This is a genomic window from Pseudomonas sp. JV241A, assembly GCF_900275665.1.
GTDB lineage: Bacteria > Pseudomonadota > Gammaproteobacteria > Pseudomonadales > Pseudomonadaceae > Aquipseudomonas > Aquipseudomonas wadenswilerensis.
In genome coordinates, this window is sequence record NZ_OPYO01000037.1 from 438,983 (window position 1) to 462,844 (window position 23,862).

Annotated in this window: 22 protein-coding genes; 10 read left to right on the forward strand and 12 right to left on the reverse strand. The window is 62.8% G+C overall.

Annotation, left to right across the window (positions count from 1 at the left end; genetic code table 11):
- Nucleotides 1–122 precede the first annotated feature (122 nt).
- Nucleotides 123–1,436, reverse strand: coding sequence for a sigma 54-interacting transcriptional regulator (locus JV241A_RS26840; protein WP_134065279.1), 1,314 nt, complete (start codon nucleotides 1,434–1,436; stop codon nucleotides 123–125).
- 250 nt (nucleotides 1,437–1,686) lie between these two features.
- Between JV241A_RS26840 and JV241A_RS26845 the strand changes: the two genes are divergently transcribed.
- From JV241A_RS26845 to JV241A_RS26855, 3 genes are read left to right on the forward strand one after another with little or no spacing between them, the layout of a single operon-like run.
- Entirely contained in the window at nucleotides 1,687–2,571 is an 885-nt protein-coding gene (locus JV241A_RS26845) for an MBL fold metallo-hydrolase (RefSeq protein ID WP_115084545.1), read from the forward strand.
- A 36-nt stretch (nucleotides 2,572–2,607) separates the two neighbouring features.
- On the forward strand, nucleotides 2,608–3,885 hold the full coding sequence (locus tag JV241A_RS26850; RefSeq protein WP_134065281.1) for an FAD/NAD(P)-binding oxidoreductase: 1,278 nt from the start codon (nucleotides 2,608–2,610) through the stop codon (nucleotides 3,883–3,885).
- Nucleotides 3,882–4,700, forward strand: a complete 819-nt coding sequence (locus JV241A_RS26855; protein ID WP_115084541.1) for a sulfite exporter TauE/SafE family protein — start codon at nucleotides 3,882–3,884, stop codon at nucleotides 4,698–4,700. The genes JV241A_RS26850 and JV241A_RS26855 overlap by 4 nt, the downstream gene beginning before the upstream one ends.
- A 4-nt stretch (nucleotides 4,701–4,704) precedes the next feature.
- On the opposite strand, the gene JV241A_RS26860 is transcribed toward JV241A_RS26855, so the two are convergent.
- Nucleotides 4,705–5,592, reverse strand: coding sequence for a LysR family transcriptional regulator (locus JV241A_RS26860; RefSeq protein ID WP_115084539.1), 888 nt, complete (start codon nucleotides 5,590–5,592; stop codon nucleotides 4,705–4,707).
- Between the two features lie 137 nt (nucleotides 5,593–5,729).
- Here JV241A_RS26860 and JV241A_RS26865 point away from each other — a divergent pair, with 137 nt between their 5' ends.
- Together JV241A_RS26865 and JV241A_RS26870 are read left to right on the forward strand one after the other, a co-directional pair.
- Nucleotides 5,730–7,379, forward strand: coding sequence for a GMC family oxidoreductase N-terminal domain-containing protein (locus JV241A_RS26865; protein ID WP_134065283.1), 1,650 nt, complete (start codon nucleotides 5,730–5,732; stop codon nucleotides 7,377–7,379).
- A 100-nt stretch (nucleotides 7,380–7,479) separates the two neighbouring features.
- Entirely contained in the window at nucleotides 7,480–9,102 is a 1,623-nt protein-coding gene (locus JV241A_RS26870; protein ID WP_115084535.1) for an MFS transporter, read from the forward strand.
- A 173-nt stretch (nucleotides 9,103–9,275) separates the two neighbouring features.
- On the opposite strand, the gene JV241A_RS26875 is transcribed toward JV241A_RS26870, so the two are convergent.
- The 4 genes from JV241A_RS26875 to glyQ form a co-directional block, all read right to left on the reverse strand.
- The gene (locus tag JV241A_RS26875) at nucleotides 9,276–10,046 is read right to left on the reverse strand and encodes a lysophospholipid acyltransferase family protein (RefSeq protein ID WP_115084533.1); all 771 of its coding nucleotides are present in this window, start codon (nucleotides 10,044–10,046) and stop codon (nucleotides 9,276–9,278) included.
- A 61-nt stretch (nucleotides 10,047–10,107) separates the two neighbouring features.
- The gene (gene gmhB, locus JV241A_RS26880; protein WP_115084531.1) at nucleotides 10,108–10,641 is read right to left on the reverse strand and encodes a D-glycero-beta-D-manno-heptose 1,7-bisphosphate 7-phosphatase; all 534 of its coding nucleotides are present in this window, start codon (nucleotides 10,639–10,641) and stop codon (nucleotides 10,108–10,110) included.
- 3 nt (nucleotides 10,642–10,644) lie between these two features.
- Complete coding sequence (glyS, locus tag JV241A_RS26885) at nucleotides 10,645–12,699, reverse strand: glycine--tRNA ligase subunit beta (RefSeq protein ID WP_115084530.1); 2,055 nt, start codon at nucleotides 12,697–12,699, stop codon at nucleotides 10,645–10,647.
- Nucleotides 12,696–13,643 (reverse strand): glycine--tRNA ligase subunit alpha, encoded by a 948-nt coding sequence (gene glyQ / locus JV241A_RS26890; RefSeq protein WP_115084528.1) that lies wholly within the window; start codon nucleotides 13,641–13,643, stop codon nucleotides 12,696–12,698. Before glyQ ends, glyS begins: the two co-directional genes overlap by 4 nt.
- 82 nt (nucleotides 13,644–13,725) lie before the next feature.
- Here glyQ and JV241A_RS26895 point away from each other — a divergent pair, with 82 nt between their 5' ends.
- Entirely contained in the window at nucleotides 13,726–14,277 is a 552-nt protein-coding gene (locus tag JV241A_RS26895) for a DNA-3-methyladenine glycosylase I (protein ID WP_115084526.1), read from the forward strand.
- Nucleotides 14,278–14,316: 39 nt separating this feature from the next.
- Nucleotides 14,317–15,204 (forward strand): lysophospholipid acyltransferase, encoded by an 888-nt coding sequence (locus tag JV241A_RS26900; protein ID WP_115084525.1) that lies wholly within the window; start codon nucleotides 14,317–14,319, stop codon nucleotides 15,202–15,204.
- Between the two features lie 94 nt (nucleotides 15,205–15,298).
- Here JV241A_RS26900 and JV241A_RS26905 read toward each other — a convergent pair whose 3' ends face one another.
- Genes JV241A_RS26905 through def form a run of 5 tightly spaced genes read right to left on the reverse strand, consistent with a single transcriptional unit; the run spans nucleotide 15,299 to nucleotide 19,820 of the window.
- The gene (locus tag JV241A_RS26905) at nucleotides 15,299–15,610 is read right to left on the reverse strand and encodes a tetratricopeptide repeat protein (protein ID WP_134065285.1); all 312 of its coding nucleotides are present in this window, start codon (nucleotides 15,608–15,610) and stop codon (nucleotides 15,299–15,301) included.
- Between the two features lie 13 nt (nucleotides 15,611–15,623).
- Complete coding sequence (gene trkA / locus JV241A_RS26910) at nucleotides 15,624–16,997, reverse strand: Trk system potassium transporter TrkA (protein WP_010222685.1); 1,374 nt, start codon at nucleotides 16,995–16,997, stop codon at nucleotides 15,624–15,626.
- 19 nt (nucleotides 16,998–17,016) lie between these two features.
- The gene (gene rsmB / locus JV241A_RS26915; protein ID WP_134065287.1) at nucleotides 17,017–18,327 is read right to left on the reverse strand and encodes a 16S rRNA (cytosine(967)-C(5))-methyltransferase RsmB; all 1,311 of its coding nucleotides are present in this window, start codon (nucleotides 18,325–18,327) and stop codon (nucleotides 17,017–17,019) included.
- A complete protein-coding gene (gene fmt, locus JV241A_RS26920; RefSeq protein WP_134065289.1) occupies nucleotides 18,324–19,256 on the reverse strand; it encodes a methionyl-tRNA formyltransferase in 933 nt (310 codons plus the stop codon). The genes rsmB and fmt overlap by 4 nt, the downstream gene beginning before the upstream one ends.
- A gap of 57 nt (nucleotides 19,257–19,313) precedes the next feature.
- The gene (gene def / locus JV241A_RS26925) at nucleotides 19,314–19,820 is read right to left on the reverse strand and encodes a peptide deformylase (RefSeq protein WP_134065291.1); all 507 of its coding nucleotides are present in this window, start codon (nucleotides 19,818–19,820) and stop codon (nucleotides 19,314–19,316) included.
- Between the two features lie 241 nt (nucleotides 19,821–20,061).
- Between def and dprA the strand changes: the two genes are divergently transcribed.
- Nucleotides 20,062–21,162: a DNA-processing protein DprA gene (gene dprA / locus JV241A_RS26930; protein ID WP_134065293.1), complete on the forward strand. Its 1,101-nt coding sequence runs from the start codon at nucleotides 20,062–20,064 to the stop codon at nucleotides 21,160–21,162.
- A gap of 37 nt (nucleotides 21,163–21,199) precedes the next feature.
- A complete protein-coding gene (locus JV241A_RS26935) occupies nucleotides 21,200–21,757 on the forward strand; it encodes an L-threonylcarbamoyladenylate synthase (protein WP_115084515.1) in 558 nt (185 codons plus the stop codon).
- A 67-nt stretch (nucleotides 21,758–21,824) separates the two neighbouring features.
- On the opposite strand, the gene JV241A_RS26940 is transcribed toward JV241A_RS26935, so the two are convergent.
- Nucleotides 21,825–22,802: an NADPH:quinone reductase gene (locus tag JV241A_RS26940; RefSeq protein WP_134065296.1), complete on the reverse strand. Its 978-nt coding sequence runs from the start codon at nucleotides 22,800–22,802 to the stop codon at nucleotides 21,825–21,827.
- A gap of 130 nt (nucleotides 22,803–22,932) precedes the next feature.
- Here JV241A_RS26940 and hemF point away from each other — a divergent pair, with 130 nt between their 5' ends.
- Nucleotides 22,933–23,859: an oxygen-dependent coproporphyrinogen oxidase gene (gene hemF, locus JV241A_RS26945; protein WP_115084511.1), complete on the forward strand. Its 927-nt coding sequence runs from the start codon at nucleotides 22,933–22,935 to the stop codon at nucleotides 23,857–23,859.
- The last annotated feature ends 3 nt before the right edge of the window (nucleotides 23,860–23,862 follow it).

A 23,862-nucleotide genomic window follows, 5' to 3' on the forward strand; every position in this document is an offset into this window, starting at 1 on the left:
AACGTCAGGCGCCCGGGCACCTGGTTACCGACTCGGCAATCGACGCATGGAAAGCTCTTCGCAGCGGGTGAGCAGTTTCAGCGTAGAAGAAAAAGCCGGGGTTTGTTGTTTCTGCGTCGGGCTCAAAGGCCCAATTCGCGCAGGCGTCGGTACAAGGTGCGTTCACTCATCCCCAGATGACGCGCCAGCTCACTGCGCGATCCATTGAAGCTGTCCAGGGCCTGGGCCAGCTGCCCGAGGTTGTCTTTGGATCGACGGCTCATGCTTGGCATCGGCCCAAGCACCGAACCGAGCTCCGCAGGCAGATGCTCGGCACGAATCAGTCCGTCGTCGGCGAACAGCCGCGCCCGCTCGAGGATATTGCGCAGCTCGCGAATGTTGCCGGGATAGGCGTACAAGTTCAGCCGTTTCATCGCTTGTGGATCGACCTGCGGCGCTGCAGAACCTGCCATTCGTTGCAGCAGGCTCTGGATCAACAACGGCAGATCATCGACCCGCTCGCGCAACGCCGGCAGGCGAATGGGGAAGCCGCTAATTCGGTAGTACAGGTCTTCACGGAAAGTGCCCGCCGCTGCCATTTCCTTGAGTGGTTTGTGGGTGGCCGAGACCAGTCTGAAATCTGAGTGAACCGTGCGCAGGCTGCCAACCGGGCGAAAGCTGCCGGACTCGATCAGGCGCAGCAGTTTGACCTGCATCGGCAACGGCACTTCGCCGATCTCATCGAGGAACAAGGTGCCGCCATGGGCGGCTTCCGCCAGGCCGATCTTGCGCTGGTGGGCGCCGGTAAAGGCACCCTTCTCGTAACCGAACAGTTCGCTCTCGAACAATGACTCGGTCAGGCCGGTGCAATCGACCACCACCAATGGGCCGTTTGCCCGTGGACTGCCCAAGTGCAGCGCGCGGGCAAACAGCTCCTTGCCGGTACCGGATTCGCCCTGGAGCAATACCGGGATTTGCGCAGGTGCCGCACGCTGAAGGCTCGCCAGTGCGTCCTGGAACGCCGGTGAGCGCCCGACCAGGCCGTGTTGTTGGGGCTGAGCCGAAGCGACGGTGATGCTGGTCAGGCGCTCGACAAAAGCTACCACCTCACCCTGCTTGTCGAGGATAGGGCGTAACTCGACGTCCACATGCTCCGGCCCGCGAGGGGTGTGGTGCACATGCAACACACGCTCGGGCAGCCGACTGTCCCAGGCCTTGCGCATCGGGCAGTGTTCACCGGCCTGGTCGCAAGGGACGGCGTAGTGGTGGGACACCCGGTGGCACTTGGCGCCAATGGGCGGCTGGCCGTCAATGCCGAACTGGCGTCGGTAGGCACCGTTGGCGGCAAGAATGTTGTAGTCGGTGTCCAGCACGATGGTCGGCTGGGCGTCGTGTTCGAGGTAGGACACCAATGCCTGTACGGCAGGATGAGGAGCAACAGCAGTAGAGAAAGACATGGCGACACCTGGGCAAGCACGGGCAAAGCTTAACTGAAGGTGCCAGGGACTGCCAAAAACTGCCAGGTGCTGCCATGTCACTGCCAACTATGCTGACAGTCTGGCAGCGATGAGCGATATGCCGCCTGAAATACCGCCGTAACCATTGGGAAAAGGCCTACCTATTCCGTGGCACATATCTTGATGACAGCCTGTCCACTGCCAGCAAGGCTTCATACCTGGCACCTGTGATGAATTCGGAGCGTAGTAAATGATCATCGGCGGCAACTTGTATGTGGAGGCACTGTTCGACAGTGTGACTTCGACCATCAGCTACCTGGTGATGGACCGTAGCAGCGGCGACTGTGCCTTGATCGACAGTGTGCTGGATTACGATCCAAAGTCCGGGCGCACCACCAGTGCTTCGGCAGACAAGCTGATTGGCCGGGTGACTGAACTGGGCGGCAAGGTTCAGTGGATTCTGGAAACCCACGTACACGCAGATCACCTGTCTGCGGCGGCTTACCTCAAGCAGGCCCTGGGTGGCCAGATCGCCATTGGTAGCCAGATCACCCAGGTGCAGAAAGTCTTCGGCGCGCTGTTCAATGCCGATACCGGTTTTGCCCGCGACGGTAGCCAGTTCGATGTGCTGTTCGACGATGAGCAGCCCTTCACCATCGGCAACCTGCAAGCGCGTGCCCTGCACACGCCCGGGCATACCCCGGCCTGCATGACCTACGTGCTGGAGATCGAAGGACAGAGCATCGCCTTCGTCGGCGATACCCTGTTCATGCCTGACTACGGCACCGCCCGTTGCGACTTCCCTGGCGCCAGCGCGCGCACCCTGTACCGCTCGATCCAGCGCATCCTCGCCCTGCCCGCCGAGACGCGCTTGTTCATGTGCCACGACTACCTGCCGGGTGGCCGAGAACTACGTTACATGACCACGGTGGCCGAACAGCGCGCCAGCAATATCCATATCCATGAAGGCATCAGCGAAGACAGCTTCGTCGCCATGCGCGAAGCCCGCGACGCCACCCTGGAGATGCCGGTACTGATCCTGCCCTCGGTGCAGATCAACATGCGCAGCGGCCAGCTGCCCGAACCTGAAGAGAACGGAGTGCGCTACCTGAAGATCCCGCTCAACGTGCTCTGAGCTTCACCCCAGAATTATTATTAGAAGGACCCTGCCATGCATGCTCAACCCTCCCCTGCCGAGGTGCCGAAAGGCGACCATCATAAAGTGCTGATCGTCGGTGCCGGTGCCGCCGGTATCGCCGCCGCTTCCAGCTTGATCTGCCGCGACCCTTCGCTGGATGTCGCAATCATCGACCCGGCTGACGTTCACTACTACCAACCCGGCTGGACCATGGTCGGCGCTGGCATCTTCCAGGCCCCTTCGACGGCACGTACCATGGCTTCGACCATTCCTGGTGGCGTGCAGTGGATCAAGGCGCGGGTCGAGACATTTGACCCGCAGGCACAAACGGTCACCCTGAATGACGGCCGTCTGCTCAGTTACGAGCAATTGGTGGTTTGCCCAGGGCTGAAGCTCGATTGGGACGCCATCGAAGGCCTGAGCGAAACCCTCGGGCGCAATGGCGTGACCTCCAACTACCGCTACGACCTGGCGCCCTACACCTGGCAATTAGTGCAGAATCTTCGTGAAGGGCGGGCACTGTTCACCCAGCCGCCGATGCCGATCAAGTGTGCCGGTGCACCGCAAAAGGCCTTGTACCTGTCTTGCGATCACTGGTTGCGCAACGGTCGCCTGGGGAACATCCAGGCACAGTTCTTCAATGCCGGTGGCGTACTGTTCGGTGTGCCCGACTATGTTCCAGCGCTGATGGAGTACATCGACAAGTACGCAGTCGACCTGCAGTACGCCCACCGCCTGGTTGCTGTCGATGGTCCGAGCAAGCGGGCGACCTTCGTGCGCACCCTGCCCGATGGCAGCAGCGAAACCCGGGTTCAGCCGTTCGACATGCTGCATGTTGTGCCGCCGCAGGTCGCTCCCGATTTCATCCGTAACAGCCCGCTGGCTGACCAGGCCGGCTGGATCGATGTCGACCCGGCCACCCTGCGTCACCAGCGCTACGCCAACATCCACGCCCTGGGCGATGGCATCAATACCAGCAATGCCAAGACCGCGGCGGCTGCACGCAAACAGGCGCCGGTGGTTGCCAATAATGTACTGGTGGCGCTGGGGCGCCTGCCCAACCTCGCCCACTATGATGGCTATGGCTCCTGCCCGTTGACCGTCGAGCGCGGCAAGATCGTGCTCGCTGAGTTCACCTATGGCGGCAAGCTGGCGCCGAGCTTCCCGCGCTGGTTGCTCGATGGTCGCCGGCCGACGCGCCTGGCCTGGCTACTGAAGGCACAGATCCTGCCGCCGCTGTACTGGTGCTGCATGCTCAAGGGCCGTGAGTGGCTGGCCAAACCCCGGGTTACCGCCGAGGGCCTGCGGTGATCGAGCATCAGTTTCTTGCGGCAGGTTTGGGAGCGATCATTGGTGCGGTGCTGGCGCTGACCGGCGCCGGCGGCGGCATTCTTGCCGTGCCCTTGCTGGTATTCGGCCTGGGCTTGTCGATGGTCGAGGCGGCGCCAGTCGGCCTGCTGGCCGTCGGCATGGCGGCGGCGGTGGGTGCCCTGTTGGGATTGCGCCAGGGCCTGGTGCGTTATCGCGCGGCGCTGTTCGTGGCGTTGATCGGCATTGCTATCGCGCCCTTCGGCCTGATGCTTGCCCATCGTTTGCCGAACGGGCCATTGGCCCTGACCTTCGCCCTGGTGCTGGTCTATGCCTGTGCACGCATGCTGCTCAAGGCTCGCCGGGAGCTTCGCGGCGAGCCGCCATTGGGCCAGCGCATGGTCATGCCCTGTGTGCTCAACCCTTTGCAGGGGCGTCTGCGCTGGACCCTGCCCTGCGCCCGCGCACTGGCCTTTACCGGCGCGCTGTCCGGCTTGCTTTCGGGGTTGCTGGGTGTTGGTGGCGGCTTCGTAATCATCCCGGCGCTGAGCCGCTACACCAACCTGGACATGAAGAGCATCGTTGCCACTTCGCTGGCGGTGATCGCCCTGGTGTCCACCGGCAGTGTGGTCAGCGCGACGGTCGGCGGCGTCATGCATTGGGCGGTGGGCGCCCCCTTTGCCGGCGGCGCCGTGCTCGGGCTGCTGCTGGCTCGCCAGGTCGCCAGCAAACTGGCCGGGCCGCGACTGCAGCAAATGTTCGCGGGTGTGGGTATCTGCGCGGCATTGTTGCTGGCGGTCAAAACCCTGGGCAGTTGATGCCCTACTCCGCCAGCAAGGCGTCCTGCTCTTGCGCGCACAGGGCCAGGAGGAAATCCCAGACCACGCGCAGGCGCACTGACTTGTGCAGCTCACGGCGGGTACAGATCCAGTAGCTGCGCTGGATGGTCTCGCTGGGCAACACCCGCACCAGTGCCGGATCGTGGCGGGCCATGTAGTTGGGCAACACGGCGATGCCCAGGCCGGCGCGAGCGGCCTGTTGCTGGGCGATCACGCTGGTGCTGCGAAACGCGACATTGGGTGCCCGGCAGAAGCTGTTCAAAAACAGTAATTCCTGGCTGAACAGCAGGTCGTCGACGTAGCCGATCCAGCTGTGCTTGGCCAGGTCTTCGCGATGATTGAGCGCCGGCGCCTGGGCCAGGTATTCGGGGCTGGCGTACAGCGCCAGGCGGTAGTCGGTGAGTTTGCGAGTTATCAACAGGTCGGCGTTGGGCCGCTCAAGGTGAATGCTGATTTCCGCCTCGCGGTTGAGGATGCTGACAAACCGCGGTACTGCCACCAGCTCCACCTCAAGCCCCGGGTAGCGCTCGAACAAGCTGCCCATGCGCGGGGTGAAGAACATGATGCCGATGCCTTCGGTTACCCCCAGGCGAATCTTGCCCAGCGGGGTGATGGCCTGGGTGATCTCTTCCTGAGCCAGCAGGGCAACGTTTTCCATGGCTTCGGCGTGCTTGAGCAGGGCCTGCCCGGAAGGCGTCAGTTCGTAGCCCTGGGCATGCTGAACGAACAGCGCGGTGCCCAGGCTTTGCTCGATATTGTCGATATGCCGGGCCACGGTGCTGTGGGTGGTGTTGAGGCGTTTGGCCGCGGTCAGCAGCCGGCCGCTGCGCTGCAACTCGAGAAAAAACCGCAGATCATTCCAGTCGAACATGCTTTTCCTTGTGAATCAGGTGTTCACGGACGTTGTGTTAAAACGCACAGCACTTGAGTGAAATCTAACGTTTTCATCCCGAAATTAATCAATAACATGGGCTGGGACAAGAATAATAATCAGGCGCGAGGTTGCCCATGCCATCAGCCGATCCTGTCTACGACTATGTGGTGGTGGGTGCCGGCCCTGCCGGATGCCTTCTGGCCAATCGTTTATCCGCCGAGCCAGGCTGCCGGGTGCTACTGCTCGAAGCTGGTGGGCGCGACAACTACCCCTGGATTCACATTCCGGTGGGCTACCTCTATTGCATCGGCAATCCCCGCACCGACTGGTGTTTCAAGACCCAAGCGCAACCCGGCCTTAATGGCCGTGCCCTGGGTTATCCACGGGGCAAGGTGCTCGGTGGCTGTTCGTCCATCAACGGCATGATCTACATGCGCGGCCAGGCTGGCGACTACGATCGCTGGGCCGAGCAAGGCAATGCCGGATGGGCCTGGAAGGATGTGCTGCCACTGTTCAAGGCCAGCGAAAACCACTTTGGCGGCGCCAGCGAAGCCCATGGCAATGAAGGCGAGTGGCGGGTCGAGCAACAACGCTACTCCTGGCCGATCCTCGATGCGTTCCGCGAAGCGGCGGCGCAGAGCGGCATCGCCAGCGTTGCTGACTTCAACACCGGGGATAACCAGGGCTGTGGATACTTTCAGGTCAACCAGCGTTCCGGCATTCGCTGGAACTCGGCCAAGGCCTTTTTGCGCCCGATCCTCAAACGTCCCAACCTGACCGTGCTGACCGATGTGCTGGTTGACCAGGTAGTGCTGGAAGACGGCCGTGCTTCCAAGGTACGTGCCCGCTGGCAAGGCAACTGGCAGAACTTCAGCGCACGCCGGGAAATCATCCTGTGTGCAGGCTCCGTGGGTTCACCCGGGATCCTGCAGCGCTCCGGCATTGGTCCGCGCGGCTTGCTCGAGAGCCTGGGAATAACTGTTCGTCACGAGCTGCCCGGCGTTGGTGGCAACCTGCAGGACCATCTGCAACTGCGTTTGATCTATCAGGTTACCCAGGCGCGAACCCTCAACCAGGTCGCAAACAGCCCCTGGGGCAAGCTCGGCATGGGCCTGCGTTACCTTTACGATCGTAGCGGTCCGCTGGCGATGGCGCCGAGCCAATTGGGGGCTTTTGTTCGTTCCGGGCCCGAACAGGCTTCGGCCAACCTGCAGTACCACGTGCAGCCCCTGTCGCTGGAACGCTTCGGCGAGCCACTGCACCGCTTCCCGGCGTTTACTGCTTCGGTGTGCAACCTGCGCCCGGCCAGCCGCGGGCGTATCGATATCCGTTCGGCCAACCCGGACGATGCACCGCTGATCGATCCCAACTACCTGAGTGACCCCGAAGACCTGCGCGTTGCCGCCCAGGCCATTCGCCTGACCCGCAAGATCGTCCAGGCCCCTGCCCTGGCTGCCTTCAGCCCGCGCGAATACCTGCCCGGCCCGGACCTGCAAAGCGAAGAGCAACTGCATGAAGCCGCCGGGCAGATCGGCACTACGATCTTCCACCCGGTGGGTACTTGCCGCATGGGCAACGGGCCGCTGGATGTGGTCGACGACCAGCTGCGGGTGCACGGCGTGCCGGGGCTGCGCATCGCCGACGCCTCGATCATGCCGCAAATCGTCTCCGGCAATACCTGCTCACCGACCCTGATGATTGCCGAGAAGGCGGCGCAATTGATTCGCCAGGGGACGTTATCCACAACCAGCATCGACGAAAACACCGCCGTACCGACGCCCTGACCAGGGTGCGTAGCAACAACGGCGCCGGACGCAGTCTGCCGGCGCCGACAGTGGAACAACAAGAATAATCACTGGGGCCTGCAGGCCGAGGACAGCAACGATGTCGGATTACATTCAAGAGCAGGGCGCTGCAACGGCGAGCAATAGTCGCCGGGAAGAACGCAAGATCATTTTCGCGTCATCCCTCGGGACGGTTTTCGAGTGGTATGACTTTTTTCTTTATGGGGCGCTGGCCGCGGTCATCAGCAAGCAGTTTTTTGCCGGGGTGAACGACACCACTGCCTTTATCTTTGCCTTGATGGCCTTCGCCGCCGGTTTCCTGGTGCGGCCCTTCGGCGCGCTGGTGTTCGGCCGCCTGGGCGACATGATCGGACGCAAGTACACCTTCCTGGTCACCATCGTGCTGATGGGCCTGTCGACCTTTGCCGTTGGCCTGTTGCCGACCTATGCCAGTATCGGCATTGCTGCACCGATCATTCTGGTGGTGTTGCGCATGCTTCAAGGCCTGGCGCTGGGCGGCGAGTACGGTGGCGCAGCCACTTATGTTGCCGAGCATGCACCACCCGGCAAGCGCGGCTTCCACACCGGTTTTATCCAGTCCACCGCAACCCTCGGCCTGCTGCTGTCGTTGCTGGTGGTACTCGGCAGCCGCTATATCAGCGGCGACCAGTTCGAAGTCTGGGGCTGGCGCTTGCCGTTCCTGCTGTCGATTGTGCTGCTGGGGATTTCCACCTGGATTCGCATGAGCATGCATGAGTCGCCAGCCTTCGTGAAAATGAAGGCTCAGGGCAAGACCAGTAAAGCGCCGATCCGCGAGTCGTTCGGTTCCTGGCCCAACCTCAAGGTGGTGCTCACTGCGCTGTTCAGTATCAACGCCGGCCAGGCGGTGACCTTCTACACCGCGCAGTTCTATGTGCTGTTCTTCCTCACCCAGATGCTCAAGATGGACCCGGCCCAGGCCAACACCCTGCTGATCATCAGCGTGGTGATCGGCGCGCCGTTCTTCGTGTTTTTCGGTTGGCTGTCGGACCGGGTCGGGCGCAAGCCGATCCTGATGCTCGGCTTGCTGCTGGCCACGGTGCTGTATTTCCCGCTGTTCAAGGCCCTGAGCTACTACGCCAACCCGCAGATCGACGCGGCCAGCCGTCAGGCGCCAATCGTGGTGATGGCCGACCCGCAAGGCTGCACCTTCCAGTTCGACCCGGTGGGCAAGGCGCGTTTTGACAGCCCCTGCGACAAGGTCAAGACCTTCCTGGTCAAACAGGGCCTGCCCTACAGCTCGGCTGAAGCGGCCGCTGGCGCCGAGGTGGTGGTGAGTATTGGCGAGCAGCAGATCAGCGGCTTTGACGAAGCCGCCATGCGCGCTGCCATCGACAAGGCCGGCTACCCGGCCAAAGCAGACCCTGCCAGCGTCAACCAGCCGATGGTGGTGCTGCTGATCGTGGCCATGATCCTGATCGCGACCATGACCTACGGCCCGCTGGCGGCGGTGATGGTCGAACTGTTCCCGACCCGTATCCGCTACACCTCGATGTCGCTGCCCTACCACATCGGTAACGGCTGGTTCGGCGGCTTCCTGCCCACCGTGTCCTTTGCCCTGGTGGTGTACACCGGCGACATCTTCTACGGGCTCTGGTACCCAGTGTTGATCACCGGCATCAGCCTGGTGGTGGGGCTGTTCTGCCTGAAAGAAACCCGTGACGTGGATATCGACAAGGTGTGAGGATTTGCAGGCACAAAAAAACCGGCGTAAGCTCCGGTTTTTTTATGCCGCGAAAAAACTTATGCACGATTTTCAGAAAACAGTCATACAGAGAAATAAGTAGCTAAATTAATCACTTAGCGGATTTTTCGCTGAGAAATCCAAATACTGTACACAAGTTATCCACAGATCGGTCAGGCCACGCCTTGCGCTTGGTTTGGCGCTGCTGCAGGCAGTGAGCCGAGGTCACGCTGGGTTTGTTCGTTCCACGCAGCAGCACGGTCGTTGAGCTCGGCAATGGCCCGTGGGCCGCTACCTTCGGCAAACATCGGGGCGCCAATCACCACCTCGATTGTGCCGGCGCGCTTGCCCCAGCCCTGCTTGGGCCAGAACTTGCCGGCGTTGTGGGCGATTGGCAGCACCGGCAGGCCAGCGTTCACCGCCAGCGCGGCACCGCTGCGCGAGAACTTGCCGATCTGGCCAAACGGCACGCGGGTGCCTTCGGGGAAGATCAGTACCCAGACGTTCTCCTTGAGCAGCTTGTCGCCCTTGCTGGCAACTTGCTTCAAGGCCGCCTTGGGGTTGTCGCGGTCGATGGCGATCGGCCGCAGCATGGCCATGGCCCAGCCGAAGAACGGCACATACAGCAGTTCACGCTTGAGCACCTGGCTCAAGGGCGAGAAATAGGCGGAAAGGAAAAAGGTTTCCCAGGTGCTCTGGTGGTTGGAGAGGATCACGCAGGGTTGCTTGGGGATGTTCTCAGCCCCGGTGACCTTGACCTTGATGTTGAGAAACACCCGTACCAGCACCAGCGCAAAGCGGCACCAGTAGACGTTGATGAAGCGGTAGCGGGCGCTGAATGGCAGAAACGGCGCGATAAAAAAGCTCAGGGTGCACCACAGCAAGGAGCTGGTACCCAGCAGCAGGTAAAAAAGAAAAACTCTGATCGCCTGCAAGATCGACATAGCGGCATGTACCGTTGCGGGCTTGCCCGCCTAGTAAAAGTGCGCCTGTTTTGCAGACGCGCTAGTTGTGGATAAGTTCTCTGGCGATGGCTGCCAGATCATCGAAAATCAGCGTGTTCTCTGGAATTCCCTTGCTCAGGGTCTTCTCGCCTTTTCCGGTTTTTACCAGAATCGGTTGAGCATCGACGGCCAAAGCGGCTTCCAGGTCACCCTTACTATCACCGACAAACCACACGCCGGCCAGATTCACGTCGTAGTGCGCGGCAATGCTGGTGAGCATGCCCGGCTTGGGTTTGCGGCAGGCGCAGCCCTCATCGGGCCCGTGCGGGCAATAGACGATCAGCCCGACTTCGCCACCCTGCTCGGCCACCAGCTTGCGCAGTTGCGCATGCATGGCGTCGAGAGTAGCCAGGTCGTAGTAGCCACGGGCAATGCCGGACTGGTTGGTGGCAACCGCCACCGTCCAGCCGGCCTTGCTCAACTGCGCAATCGCTTCGATCGAACCCGGGATCGGAATCCACTCGTCCAGCGACTTGATGTAGGCGTCGGAGTCCTGGTTGATAACCCCGTCCCGATCGAGAATCAGCAGTTTCAAGACTTACCCCAGCAGCGAAATGTCGGCCACGCCCAGGAACAGACCGCGCAGGCGGCTGAGCAGGGCATAACGGTTGGCGCGGACATTGGCGTCGTCGGCGTTGACCATCACCGCCTCGAAGAAGGCGTCGACCGGTTCACGCAGGGCTGCCAGGCGCGCCAGCGATTCGCTGTACTGGCGCGCGGCAGCCATTGGCTGCACGGCCTGGTCGGCTTGCTGGATGGCCGAGTACAGGGAGAACTCGTTGGCGTTGTCGAAGTACTTCGGCTCGACCGTGGTGGCGACAGCGCCTTCGGCCTTGCTCAGCAGGTTCGACACGCGCTTGTTCACCGCGGCCAGGGCAGCGGCTTCCGGCAGTTGGCGGAAGGCCTGGACGGCCTGCACGCGCTGGTCGAAGTCCAGGGCCGAGCCTGGCTTGAGGGCACGCACCGACAAGTAGGTGGCAACGTCGATACCCTCGTCTTCGTAACGGGCACGCAGACGATCGAAGACGAACTCCAGTACCTGCTCGCCCAGGCCGGCGGCCTTGACCTTGGTACCGAACTGGCTGACTGCGAAGTTCACCGCTTCGTTCAGGTCCAGGTCCAGCTGTTTCTCGATCAGGATGCGCAGTACGCCCAGCGCTGCACGACGCAGGGCATAGGGGTCCTTGCTACCGGTCGGGAGCATGCCGATACCGAAGATACCCACCAGGGTGTCGAGCTTGTCGGCGATGGCCACAGCCGCGCCGGTCAGGGTCGACGGCAGTTCGGCACCGGCACCGCGCGGCATGTACTGCTCGTTCAGGGCCAGGGCAACGTCTTGCGGCTCGCCGTCGTTGAGCGCGTAGTAGTAGCCGGCAACACCCTGCATTTCAGGGAACTCGCCGACCATTTCGGTGGCCAGGTCGCATTTCGACAGCAGCCCGGCACGCGCCGCACGTTGGGCGTCGCCGCCAATGCGCTGAGCGATGAAGGCAGCCAGCTTGGCAACCCGCTCGGCCTTGTCGAAGACACTGCCCAGCTGGGCCTGGAACACTACGTTCTTCAGGCGCTCGTTGAAGCTTTCCAGCGGCTGCTTCTTGTCTTGCTTGAAGAAGAATTCGGCGTCGGTCAGGCGTGGGCGCACGACCTTCTCGTTGCCTTCGACGATCTGCTTCGGATCGCGACTCTCGACGTTGGCCACGGTGATGAAGCGCGGCAGCAGCTTGCCGTCGGCATCCAGCAGGCAGAAGTATTTCTGGTTGTCCTGCATGGTGGTGATCAGGGCTTCCTGCGGTACTTCAAGGAAGCGTTCCTCGAACGAGCACACCAGCGGCACTGGCCATTCGACCAGGGCGGTCACTTCATCGAGCAGCGCTGGCGGCACGATGGCGCTGCCTTCCTGTTGCATTGCCAGTTCGGCGGTACGCTTGCTGATCAGCTCGCGGCGCTCGGCAAAATCTGCCAGGACGTACGCCTTGCGCAGGTCTTCCTGGTAGTTGGCCGGGGCGCTGATGCGCACGTTTTCCGGATGGTGGAAGCGGTGGCCACGGGATTCACGACCGGCAGTCTGCGCCAGCAGGGTGCAGTCGACCACTTCGTCACCGAGCAGCATGACCAGCCACTGGGTTGGACGCACGAACTCTTCCTTGCGCGCACCCCAGCGCATGCGCTTGGGGATCGGCAGGTCGTTGAGCGAGTCTTCGACGATGGTTGGCAGCAGGCTGGCGGTGGCCTTGCCCGGGATGTGCTGGGAGAAGCGCAGCTTGGCGCCGCTCTGGTCGATATCCGACAGCTCTACCCCACACTTCTTGGCAAAGCCCAGGGCGGCCTGGGTTGGGTTGCCTTCAGCATCGAAGGCGGCCTGGCGTGGCGGGCCGTCGAGGTTGACGCTGCGGTCCGGCTGCTGGGTGTCGAGGTTGCGGATCAGCACGGCCAGGCGGCGCGGCGCGGCGAACACCTGCTTGTCGGTGTAGTTCAGGCCAGCGGCCTGCAGGCCTTTCTCGATACCGGCGAGGAAGGCGTCACCGAGGCTGCTCAGGGCCTTGGGTGGCAGTTCTTCGGTGCCCAGTTCAACCAGGAAATCTTGAGCACTCATTGTGCAGCCTCCAGCTTAGCCAACACTTCATCACGCAATTCAGGGGACGCCATCGGGAAGCCCAGCTTGGCGCGGGCTTGCAGGTAGCTCTGGGCTACGGCCCGGGCCAGGGTCCGTACGCGCAGGATGTAACGCTGACGCTCGGTCACCGAGATGGCGCGGCGGGCATCGAGCAGGTTGAAGGTGTGCGAGGCCTTGAGGACCATTTCATAGGTCGGCAGCGGCAGCTCCAGCTCGATCAGGCGGTTGGCTTCGCTTTCGTAGAAGTCGAACAGTTCGAACAGCTTCTCGACGTTGGCGTGTTCGAAGTTGTAGGTCGACTGCTCCACTTCGTTCTGGTGGAACACGTCGCCGTAGGTCACCTTGCCGAACGGGCCGTCGGTCCAGATCAGGTCGTAGACCGAATCCACGCCTTGCAGGTACATGGCCAGGCGTTCCAGGCCGTAGGTGATTTCACCGGTGACCGGGAAGCATTCGATGCCGCCCACTTGCTGGAAGTAGGTGAACTGGGTGACTTCCATGCCGTTGAGCCAGATTTCCCAACCCAGACCCCAGGCGCCGAGGGTCGGCGATTCCCAGTTGTCTTCGACGAAACGGATGTCGTGCACCAGCGGGTCGAGGCCGATGGCTTTCAGCGAGCCCAGGTACAGTTCCTGGAAGTTCGCCGGGTTCGGCTTGAGGACCACCTGGAACTGATAGTAGTGCTGCAGGCGGTTCGGGTTTTCGCCATAACGGCCATCCGCCGGACGACGGCTAGGCTGCACATAGGCGGCGTTCCAGGTTTCCGGGCCGACGGCGCGCAGGAACGTGGCAGTATGGAAAGTGCCGGCGCCTACTTCCATATCGTAGGGCTGAAGCACCACACAACCTTGCTCGGCCCAGTAGTTCTGCAGGGCGAGGATCAAGTCTTGGAAGGTACGCACGGCTGGCGTAGGCTGGCTCACGAAATTCACCTGTTTCTAGGGCTGCGAATATAAAGAGCGGGAGTATAACCCGATTCGCGCAGGCCTCTACCCTTGGAGCCTTATGCCACGTTGCTTTTGGTGTACCGACGATCCGCTTTACCAGGCTTACCACGACCAGGAATGGGGCACGCCGCAGCGTGATCCTGGCCAGTTGTTCGAGATGTTGCTGCTCGAAGGCTTCCAGGCCGGGTTGTCGTGGATCACTGTGCTGAAGAAACGCGAACGCTACCGTCAGGTGCTGTTCGGCTTCGATCCGCAGCGCCTGGCACAAATGAGCGATGAAGAGATCGAAGAGCGCATGCTCGACCCGGGCATCATCCGCAACCGCCTCAAGCTCAATGCCGCGCGGCGCAATGCGCGGGCCTGGCTGGCGCTGGAGAACCCCGTTGAATGGCTTTGGTCGTTCGTCGGCGGCGCACCGAAGATCAATCATTTCGGCCAGCGCAGCGAGGTCCCGGCAGTCACCGATGAGGCCAAGGCAATGAGCAAGGCACTGCAGAAAGCCGGCTTCACCTTTGTCGGCCCGACTATCTGCTACGCCTTCATGCAGGCCACCGGCATGGTCATGGATCACACCCGCGATTGTGATCGCTACGCCGCTCTGCTGCGCTGAGGGTTACAATGGCCGGCTTGCAGAAAGAGGAACCAGCCTGTGGATAAATTCAAGGGCGCCTTGATGGTCGGGGCGTTGCGGTTGTTTGCCAAACTCCCCTGGGGCGCGGTACAGCGAGTCGGCGCGGCCATCGGCTGGATCATGTGGAAGGTGCCGAACAGTTCGCGCAACGTCGTGCGCATCAACCTGGCCAAATGCTTCCCGGAAATGGACCCGGTTGCCCGTGAGCAACTGGTTGGCCGGACCCTGATGGACATCGGCAAATCCTTTACCGAAAGCGCCTGTGCCTGGATCTGGCCGGCCCAGCGCTCGCTCGACCTGGTGCGCGAGGTCGAAGGCCTGGACGTGCTTGAAGCTGCCTTGGCGTCGGGCAAGGGCGTGGTCGGCATCACCAGCCACCTGGGCAACTGGGAAGTGCTCAACCACTTCTATTGCAGCCAGTGCAAACCGATCATTTTCTATCGCCCGCCCAAGCTCAAGGCGGTTGATGACCTGTTGCGCGAGCAGCGCGTGCAGCTGGGTAACCGCGTGGCCGCTTCCACCAAGGAAGGCATCCTGAGCATCATCAAGGAAGTGCGTAGAGGCGGTCAGGTCGGCATTCCGGCAGACCCGGAGCCGGCCGAGTCGGCGGGGATCTTCGTGCCGTTCTTCGCCACCAAGGCGCTGACCAGCAAATTCGTGCCAAACATGCTCGCTGGCGGCAAGGCAGTCGGGGTGTTCCTGCATGCCCTGCGCCTGCCGGATGGCTCTGGCTTCAAGGTGATCCTGGAAGCGGCGCCCGAGGCGATGTACAGCGAAGACACCGAAACCTCGGCGGCGGCCATGAGCCAGGTGGTCGAGCGCTATGTGCGGGCGTATCCGAGCCAGTACATGTGGAGCATGAAGCGCTTCAAGAAGCGTCCGGCGGGAGAGCCGCGCTGGTATTGAGCTCCCTATCGCAGGCAAAGCCAGCTCCCACAGGATCGAGTTTGGCCATCAATTGTGGGAGCCGGCGTTGCCGGCGATGGACCGCGAAGCGGTCCTAAACAGCCTTGTCGAGCTTCTTCAGAAACACCGTCATCTCTTTCTCGGCCTGCTTGTCGCCATGGGCGCGAGCCGCTTCCAGCCCCTGCTCCCAGGCCTTGCGTGCACCCGCCAGGTCTCCCTGTAGCTGATGCGCCTTGCCCAGCAGCTTCCATGCCGCCGAATACTTCGGGTCGTGCTCAACGCAGCGCTGCAAGTGCACGGCCGCCTCGGCGCCATTGCCTTCATCGAGCCAGGCCTTGCCCAGGCCAAAGCGCAACAGGGCGTTATCCACACCCTTGGCCAGCATCTTTTCCAGTGATTCGCGCATTCCAGGTCCCTCTTTAGAAGAAGCTCAACCCTACATGGAACAGCTTCTCGACGTCACGGATGTACTTTTTATCCACAACGAAGAGGATCACGTGGTCGCCGGCTTCGATCACCGTGTCGTCATGGGCGATCAGCACTTCTTCGTCGCGAATGATCGCGCCGATGGTGGTGCCCGGTGGCAGGGCGATGTCTTCGATGGCCTTGCCGATCACCTTGCTCGACTTCGAGTCGCCGTGGGCAATCGCCTCGATGGCCTCGGCCGCACCGCGGCGCAGCGAGTGCACGCTGACGATATCGCCGCGGCGCACGTGAGCCAGCAGGGTGCCGATGGTGGCCAGCTGCGGGCTGATGGCGATGTCGATTTCGCCACCCTGGACCAGGTCGACATAGGCCGGGTTGTTGATGATGGTCATTACCTTGCGCGCGCCCAGGCGCTTGGCCAGCAGCGAGGACATGATGTTGGCCTCGTCATCGTTGGTCAGGGCCAGGAAGATGTCGGCTTCGGCGATGTTCTCTTCGAGCATCAGGTCGCGGTCCGAGGCGCTGCCTTGCAGTACCACGGTGCTTTCCAGGGTGTCGGACAGGTGCCGGCAGCGTGCCGGGTTCATCTCGATGATTTTCACCTGGTAACGGCTCTCGATGGCCTCGGCCAGGCGCTCGCCGATCTGCCCGCCGCCGGCGATGACCACGCGCTTGTTGGTCTCGTCGATGCGCCGCAGCTCGCCCATCACCGCACGGATGTGCGCCTTGGCGGCGATGAAGAACACTTCGTCGTCGGCCTCGATGACCGTGTCGCCTTGGGGCAGGATCGGCCGGTCACGGCGGAAGATCGCTGCCACGCGGGTGTCGACATTGGGCATGTGCGCACGGATCTGGCGCAGTTGCTGGCCCACCAGCGGTCCGCCGTAGTAGGCCTTGACCGCCACCAGTTGGGCCTTGCCTTCGGCGAAGTCGATCACCTGCAAGGCGCCGGGATGTTCGATCAGACGCTTGATGTAGTGGGTTACCACCTGCTCGGGGCTGATCAGCACGTCGACCGGGATGGCGTCGTTGTCGAACAGGCCGGCGCGGGTCAGGTAGGCCGATTCGCGCACCCGGGCGATCTTGGTCGGGGTGTGGAACAGGGTATGGGCGACCTGGCAGGCCACCATGTTGGTCTCGTCGCTATTGGTTACCGCCACCAGCATGTCGGCATCGTCGGCGCCGGCCTGGCGCAGCACGGTCGGAAAGGAGGCGCGGCCCTGCACGGTACGGATGTCCAGGCGGTCGCCGAGGTCGCGCAGGCGGTCGCCATCGGTGTCGACCACGGTGATGTCGTTGGCTTCGCTGGCCAGGTGTTCAGCCAGCGTACCGCCGACCTGCCCTGCGCCGAGGATGATGATCTTCATCCGCTGTTCCCTTCTCTTGTTATCCGCGCACGGCGGCGATTTTGATCAGCTTGGCATAGTAGAAGCCGTCGTGTCCGCCTTCCTGGGCCAGCAACTGGCGGCCATGGGGCTGGCGGATACCGGCCTGGGTCGCCAGGTCCAGCTCGCGGGCACCGGGGGTGCGGGCGAGGAAGGCCTCGATCACTTCGGTGTTTTCCGTCGGCAAGGTCGAGCAGGTGGCGTAGAGCAGGATGCCGCCGACCTCGAGGGTTGGCCACAGGGCGTCGAGCAGCTCGCCTTGCAGGCTGGCCAGGGCGGCGATGTCGTCGGCCTGGCGGGTCAGCTTGATGTCTGGATGGCGGCGGATCACCCCGGTGGCTGAACACGGCGCATCGAGCAGGATGCGCTGGAAGCCTTTGCCATCCCACCAGCTGGCGGTGTCGCGGGCGTCGCAGGCGATCAACTGGGCGTCGAGGCCCAGGCGATCGAGGTTCTCGCGCACGCGGGTCAGGCGCTTGGCCTCAAGGTCGATAGCGACCACGGCGTCCAGCCCCGCTTCAGCTTCCAGCAGGTGGCAGGTCTTGCCACCCGGGGCGCAGCAGGCGTCGAGCACGCGCTGGCCGGGGGCCAGGTCGAGCAGGTCGGCGGCCAGTTGTGCGGCTTCGTCCTGGACGCTGATCCAACCCTGGTCGAAACCGGGCAGGCCGCGTACATCGCAGGCTTCGGCGAGCAGGATGCCGTCGTCGCTGAACTCGCAGGGTGCGGCTTCAAGGCCGGCTTCACGCAGCAGTTCGAGGTAGGCATCGCGGCTGTGATGGCGGCGGTTGACCCGCAAAATCATCGGCGGGTGGGCGTTGTTGGCGGCGCAGATGGCTTCCCATTGCTCAGGCCAGAAGGCCTTGAGCGATTTTTGCAGCCAGCGCGGGTGTGCAGTGCGCACCACCGGGTCGCGTTCCAGCTCGGCGAAAATCTCGCTGCTTTCCCGTTGCGCACGGCGCAGCACGGCGTTGAGCAAGCCCTTGGCCCAGGGCTTTTTCAGCTTGTCGGCGCAGCCTACGGTTTCGCCGATGGCGGCATGAGCGGGGATGCGCGTGTAGAGCAGCTGATACAGGCCGACCAGCAGCAGCGCCTCGACATCAGTGTCGGCGGCCTTGAACGGCTTCTGCAGCAGGCGCTCGGCCAGGGCCGACAGCCGTGGCTGCCAGCGCGCGGTGCCGAAGGCCAGGTCCTGGGTCAGGCCACGGTCACGTACTTCGACTTTGTCCAGCTGACTTGGCAGCGAGCTGTTCAGCGATGCCTTGCCACTGAGTACTGCCGCCAGGGCGCGGGCGGCTGCCAGACGTGGATTCATTGGCCAAGTACCGTGCCGGTGGCGAATTTCTCGCGGCGACTGTTGAACAGGTCACTGAAGTTCAGCGCCTTGCCGCCAGGCAGTTGCAGGCGGGTCAGGCACAGCGCCTGCTCACCGCAGGCGACGATCAGGCCGTCCTTGCTGGCAGAGAGGATTTCCCCTGGGTTGCCCGAGCCTGTGGATAAGCTGGCGGTGAGCACCTTCACGGCTTCGCCGTTGAGGGTGCTGTGGCAGATCGGCCATGGGTTGAAGGCGCGAATCAGGCGCTCCAGCTCAACCGCCGGACGGCTCCAGTCCAGGCGCGCTTCGTCCTTGTTCAGCTTGTGTGCATAAGTGGCCAGGCTGTCGTCCTGGACTTCACCCTGCAAGGTGCCAGCGGCGAGGCCCGCAACGGCCTCGAGCACGGCTGGCGGGCCCATTTCGGCGAGGCGGTCGTGCAGGGTGCCACCGGTGTCGCTGGCACTGATCGGGGTGCTGACCTTGAGCAGCATCGGCCCGGTGTCCAGGCCCGCTTCCATGCGCATCACGGTGACGCCGCTTTCGCTGTCACCGGCTTCGACCGCACGCTGGATCGGCGCGGCGCCACGCCAGCGCGGCAGCAGCGAAGCATGGCTGTTGATGCAGCCCAGGCGCGGAATATCCAGCACCGCCTGGGGCAGGATCAGGCCATAGGCGACCACCACCATCAGGTCCGGCTGCAGGGCTGCCAGTTCCGCTTGTGCCTCGGCGTTGCGCAGGGTCGGTGGTTGCAGGACCTGGATGCCGTTATCCACAGCCAGCTGCTTGACCGCGCTTGGCATCAGTTTTTGCCCACGACCGGCCGGACGGTCCGGCTGGGTGTAGACCGCCACCACGTCATAGGGGCTGTCGATCAGGGCCTTGAGGTGTTCGGCGGCAAACTCTGGGGTGCCTGCGAAGACAATGCGCATGGAGTTCTCGCTTAAAAAGAAAAAGGCTTGCCGGAGCAAGCCTTTGGGAAGAGGAGATCAAGCTTGCTGGCGATGCTGTTTTTCCAGCTTCTTCTTGATCCGGTCGCGTTTGAGCGTCGACAGGTAGTCAACGAACAGCTTGCCGTTGAGGTGGTCGCATTCGTGCTGGATGCACACCGCCAACAGGCCTTCGGCGATCAGCTCGTACGGCTTGCCGTCGCGGTCCAGCGCCTTGACCTTGACCCGTATCGGGCGATCGACGTTCTCGTAGAAGCCGGGCACCGACAGGCAGCCTTCCTGATACTGATCCATTTCGTCGGTCAGCATCTCGAGTTCGGGGTTGATGAACACCCGTGGCTCGCTGCGGTCTTCGCTCAGGTCCATGACTACGATGCGCTGGTGCACGTTGATCTGGGTGGCGGCGAGGCCGATGCCAGGGGCTTCGTACATGGTTTCAAACATGTCATCGATCAACTGGCGAACGCCGTCGTCGACTTCGGTCACCGGTTTGGCGATGGTACGAAGGCGCGGGTCCGGGAATTCGAGGATGTTCAGAATGGCCATAAGCGTATGAGCTGCACTGTGCGATGAATTACAAACATGAGTACACATAATAAAGGGATTCGGCGCATTCGGCACCTGGCAAAGGTCAGCTAAGGTTTCAGGGGGCTTTTTCACCCGTGTCTGCAAGCCTGAAGGACTGCCCTCGAGGGAAATCCTTCAACCGGTTGTCAAAGTATTATCAACAGAGTTATCCACAGCTTCTTCACGGCTGGCCCAGGCTGCCCGATCAAGGATGATCGTCATGTCGCAACCCTTATCGCCGGCGTGTTCACCCGCCGAACTCGAAGCGCGCTTGCGTCTTCATTTGCTGCCGTCCCTGGGGTCGCGGCGTTTTCATACCCTTATCCAGGCCTTTGGCAACGCCTCTGCGGCACTCAGTGCGCCGGCCGCTGCCTGGCGCGTGCTGGGCGTGCCAACGGAGAGCAGCGATGCCCGGCGCAGCCTTGAAGTGCGTGACGGCGCGGCAGCGGCAATGCGCTGGCTAGAGGCCCGCGACCAGCATTTGCTGATGTGGGATGACCCCTGCTACCCAGGCTTGCTGGCCGAACTGGGGGACGCCCCGCCGCTGCTTTTTATCGCCGGCAACCCGGCCATTCTGGAAAAACCGCAGTTGGCGATCGTTGGCAGTCGAAGGGCGGCGAGGCCTGCGCTCGATACAGCAGCGGCCTTCTCTCGAAGTCTTGCCCGGGGTGGTTTTGTCATTACCAGCGGCCTGGCCCTGGGGGTCGATGGCGCTGCGCATCAGGCTGCCCTGGACGCCGGCGGGCAGACCATCGGTGTGCTGGGTACCGGGCTGCAAAAATTTTATCCACAGCGCCACAGAGCGCTGGCGGCGGCGATGATCGAGCGAGGTAGCGCGGTGGTCTCCGAGTTTCCGCTGGATGCCGGGCCTGTGGCCGGTAATTTTCCCCGGCGAAACCGGATCATCAGCGGCCTGTCGCTGGGAGTGCTGGTGGTCGAGGCGAGTCTTGCCAGTGGTTCGCTGATTACCGCGCGACTGGCGGCTGAGCAAGGCCGCGAGGTGTATGCCATTCCAGGCTCGATTCACCACCCCGGCTCCAAGGGCTGTCACCAGTTGATTCGTGATGGCGCCTTGTTGGTGGAAACCGTCGACCAGATCGTCGAAACCCTGCAGGGCTGGCAGCGCTTGCCGCCCTTGCAATCGCCTGTAACCGCCAGCCATGCCCTGGTCGACTTGCTGCTGGCCGCGCCGCAAACCACCGAGGGCCTGGCCAGTAGCAGTGGCTGGCCGTTACCCAGGGTGCTGGCCGCGCTGACCGAGCTGGAATTGGCCGGAAGGGTCTGTAATGAAGCTGGGCGTTGGTTTGCCCGGCCCGGCTAAGTACACTGCTCATCTGCCTTTATGCGGAGTGAAAGCAATGGTGAGCAGTTGGCGTGTGCAACAAGCCGCGCGTGAAATTCGGGCAGGTGCGGTGATTGCCTATCCGACCGAAGCGGTCTGGGGCCTGGGTTGTGACCCTTGGAACGAAGAAGCGGTGGATCGCCTGCTGGCGATCAAGTCGCGTTCGGTCGACAAGGGGCTGATCCTGATCGCCGATAATATCCACCAGTTCGACTTCCTTTTCGAGGATTTCCCCGAAACCTGGCTGGACCGCATGTCTGCGACCTGGCCGGGGCCGAACACCTGGCTGGTGCCGCATCAGAACCTGCTGCCGGAGTGGATTACCGGGGTGCATGACACGGTGGCGTTGCGCGTTAGCGATCACCCGGTCGTGCGGGATTTGTGCGCACTGGTCGGGCCGCTGATTTCCACGTCGGCCAACCCGCAAGGTCGCCCGGCTGCCAAGACCCGTTTGCGCGTCGAGCAGTACTTCCGCGGGCAGCTGGACCTGGTGCTCGGTGGCGCCCTGGGTGGGCGGCGTAACCCGAGTGTGATTCGTGACCTGGCGACCGGTGAGATTGTGCGGGCCGGCTGAGGGCCTCATCGCTGGCAAGCCAGCTCCAGTAGGAGCGGGCTTGCCCCGCGATCAATTCACCCCCGCTTCAAGGCAGCAACACCGTCGACCCCACCGTCCTGCGCGCCGACAGCTCGCTCTGTGCCCTGGCCGCCTCGCTCAGTGGATAACGTTGCTGGATATCCACAGCCAGCTTGCCGCTGGCAATCATCGCAAACAGATCGTCAGCCATCGCCTGGGTGTTCTCGGCGTTATTGGCATAGCTGGCCAGGGTTGGCCGGGTGACATACAGCGAGCCCTTTTGCGCCAGGATCCCTAGGTTGACCCCGCTCACCGCGCCAGAGGCATTGCCGAAGCTGACCATCAGCCCACGCGGCGCCAGGCAGTCCAATGAAGTCAGCCAAGTGTCCTGGCCGACGCCGTCGTACACCACCGGGCATTTCTTTCCGTCAGTCAGTTCCAGTACCCGCTGGGCCACGTCTTCGCGGCTGTAATCGATGGTCGCCCAGGCGCCCAGGGCTTTGGCTCGCTCGGCCTTCTCGGCGGAGCTGACAGTACCGATCAACCTGGCCCCCAGGGCTTTGGCCCATTGGCAGGCCAGCGAGCCGACGCCACCTGCTGCGGCGTGGAACAAGATGGTTTCGCCCGGTTGCACCGCGTAGGTCTGCTTGAGCAGGTATTGCACGGTCAGGCCCTTGAGCATCACCGCCGCCGCTTGCTCGAAGCTGATGCTGTCGGGGAGTTTGACCAGGTTGGCCTCAGGCAGCACATGCACTTCGCTATAGGCGCCCAGCGGGCCGCCGGCATAGGCGACGCGGTCGCCGACCTTGAGCCGGGTGACTTGCTCGCCCACCGCCTCGACCACTCCGGCGCCTTCAGTGCCCAGGCCCGATGGCAGTGACGGCGGCGCATAGAGACCGCTGCGAAAGTAGGTATCGATGAAGTTCAGGCCGATCGCCTGGTTACGCACGCGGACCTGCTGCGGGCCGGGCGCCGCCGGCTCGAAGTCGACCAGGGTCAGGACTTCGGGGCCGCCGTGCTGGCTGAACTGGATACGCTTGGCCATCTGCACTCTCCTGAAGGTACCGGAAAACCCCTATCGGACGCCTTTGCTTGATCGCCGTCAACTGCGGCCCGCCTGCCGCCGGTGGTATGCTACGCGCCGAATTTGCCTTAGCCCGCTTCCAGGTGACCTGATGACTAGCCGCACCGAGGCCGTGAAAGCCTACCTGCTCGACCTGCAAGACCGTATCTGCACCGCCCTCGAAAACGAAGACGGCGGCGCCCGCTTTGTCGAGGACGCCTGGACGCGCGAGGCCGGCGGTGGCGGGCGAACCCGGGTGATCGGCGACGGCAAGGTCATTGAAAAAGGCGGGGTGAACTTCTCCCACGTGTTCGGCAGCGGTTTGCCACCCTCGGCCAGTGCCCACCGGCCGGAGCTGGCTGGGCGCGGTTTCGAAGCCCTGGGCGTGTCGCTGGTGATCCATCCGCACAACCCGCATGTGCCGACTTCCCACGCCAACGTGCGGTTTTTCATCGCTGAGAAAGAAGGTGAAGAAGCCGTCTGGTGGTTTGGCGGCGGCTTCGACCTGACCCCTTACTACGGCAACGAAGAAGACTGTGTGCATTGGCACCAGGTTGCCGAGCGCGCCTGCGCGCCTTTTGGCGCCGACGTCTATCCGCGCTACAAAGCCTGGTGCGACCGCTACTTCCACCTCAAGCACCGCGGCGAGCCACGGGGCATTGGCGGCCTGTTCTTCGATGACCTCAACGAATGGGACTTCGACACCTGCTTCGCCTTCATCCGCGCCATCGGCGACGCCTATGTCGAGGCTTACCTGCCGATCGTCCAGCGCCGCAAGGATCAGCCCTATACCGCCGAGCAGCGTGAGTTCCAGGAATACCGTCGCGGCCGCTATGTCGAGTTCAACCTGGTCTACGACCGTGGCACCCTGTTCGGCCTGCAATCGGGCGGACGTACCGAATCGATCCTCATGTCGCTGCCACCGCAAGTGCGTTGGGGGTACGATTGGAAGGCCGCGCCAGGCAGCGAAGAAGCACGTCTGACCGAGTATTTCCTGCAGGACCGTGATTGGCTTGGCGAGGCCAGGACCAGCCACTGAACC

Coding starts and splice junctions, on each gene's coding strand:
- JV241A_RS26895 (WP_115084526.1), top strand. CDS start 13,726: ATGCCACGTTGCTTTTGGTGTACCGACGATCCGCTTTACCAGGCTTAC.
- trkA (WP_010222685.1), bottom strand. CDS start 16,997: ATGAAGATCATCATCCTCGGCGCAGGGCAGGTCGGCGGTACGCTGGCT.
- def (WP_134065291.1), bottom strand. CDS start 19,820: ATGGCCATTCTGAACATCCTCGAATTCCCGGACCCGCGCCTTCGTACC.
- fmt (WP_134065289.1), bottom strand. CDS start 19,256: ATGCGCATTGTCTTCGCAGGCACCCCAGAGTTTGCCGCCGAACACCTC.
- JV241A_RS26875 (WP_115084533.1), bottom strand. CDS start 10,046: ATGTCGATCTTGCAGGCGATCAGAGTTTTTCTTTTTTACCTGCTGCTG.
- JV241A_RS26845 (WP_115084545.1), top strand. CDS start 1,687: ATGATCATCGGCGGCAACTTGTATGTGGAGGCACTGTTCGACAGTGTG.
- JV241A_RS26870 (WP_115084535.1), top strand. CDS start 7,480: ATGTCGGATTACATTCAAGAGCAGGGCGCTGCAACGGCGAGCAATAGT.
- rsmB (WP_134065287.1), bottom strand. CDS start 18,327: ATGAATCCACGTCTGGCAGCCGCCCGCGCCCTGGCGGCAGTACTCAGT.
- JV241A_RS26935 (WP_115084515.1), top strand. CDS start 21,200: ATGGTGAGCAGTTGGCGTGTGCAACAAGCCGCGCGTGAAATTCGGGCA.
- glyS (WP_115084530.1), bottom strand. CDS start 12,699: ATGAGTGCTCAAGATTTCCTGGTTGAACTGGGCACCGAAGAACTGCCA.
- dprA (WP_134065293.1), top strand. CDS start 20,062: ATGTCGCAACCCTTATCGCCGGCGTGTTCACCCGCCGAACTCGAAGCG.
- hemF (WP_115084511.1), top strand. CDS start 22,933: ATGACTAGCCGCACCGAGGCCGTGAAAGCCTACCTGCTCGACCTGCAA.
- JV241A_RS26905 (WP_134065285.1), bottom strand. CDS start 15,610: ATGCGCGAATCACTGGAAAAGATGCTGGCCAAGGGTGTGGATAACGCC.
- JV241A_RS26840 (WP_134065279.1), bottom strand. CDS start 1,436: ATGTCTTTCTCTACTGCTGTTGCTCCTCATCCTGCCGTACAGGCATTG.
- JV241A_RS26860 (WP_115084539.1), bottom strand. CDS start 5,592: ATGTTCGACTGGAATGATCTGCGGTTTTTTCTCGAGTTGCAGCGCAGC.
- JV241A_RS26850 (WP_134065281.1), top strand. CDS start 2,608: ATGCATGCTCAACCCTCCCCTGCCGAGGTGCCGAAAGGCGACCATCAT.
- JV241A_RS26940 (WP_134065296.1), bottom strand. CDS start 22,802: ATGGCCAAGCGTATCCAGTTCAGCCAGCACGGCGGCCCCGAAGTCCTG.
- JV241A_RS26865 (WP_134065283.1), top strand. CDS start 5,730: ATGCCATCAGCCGATCCTGTCTACGACTATGTGGTGGTGGGTGCCGGC.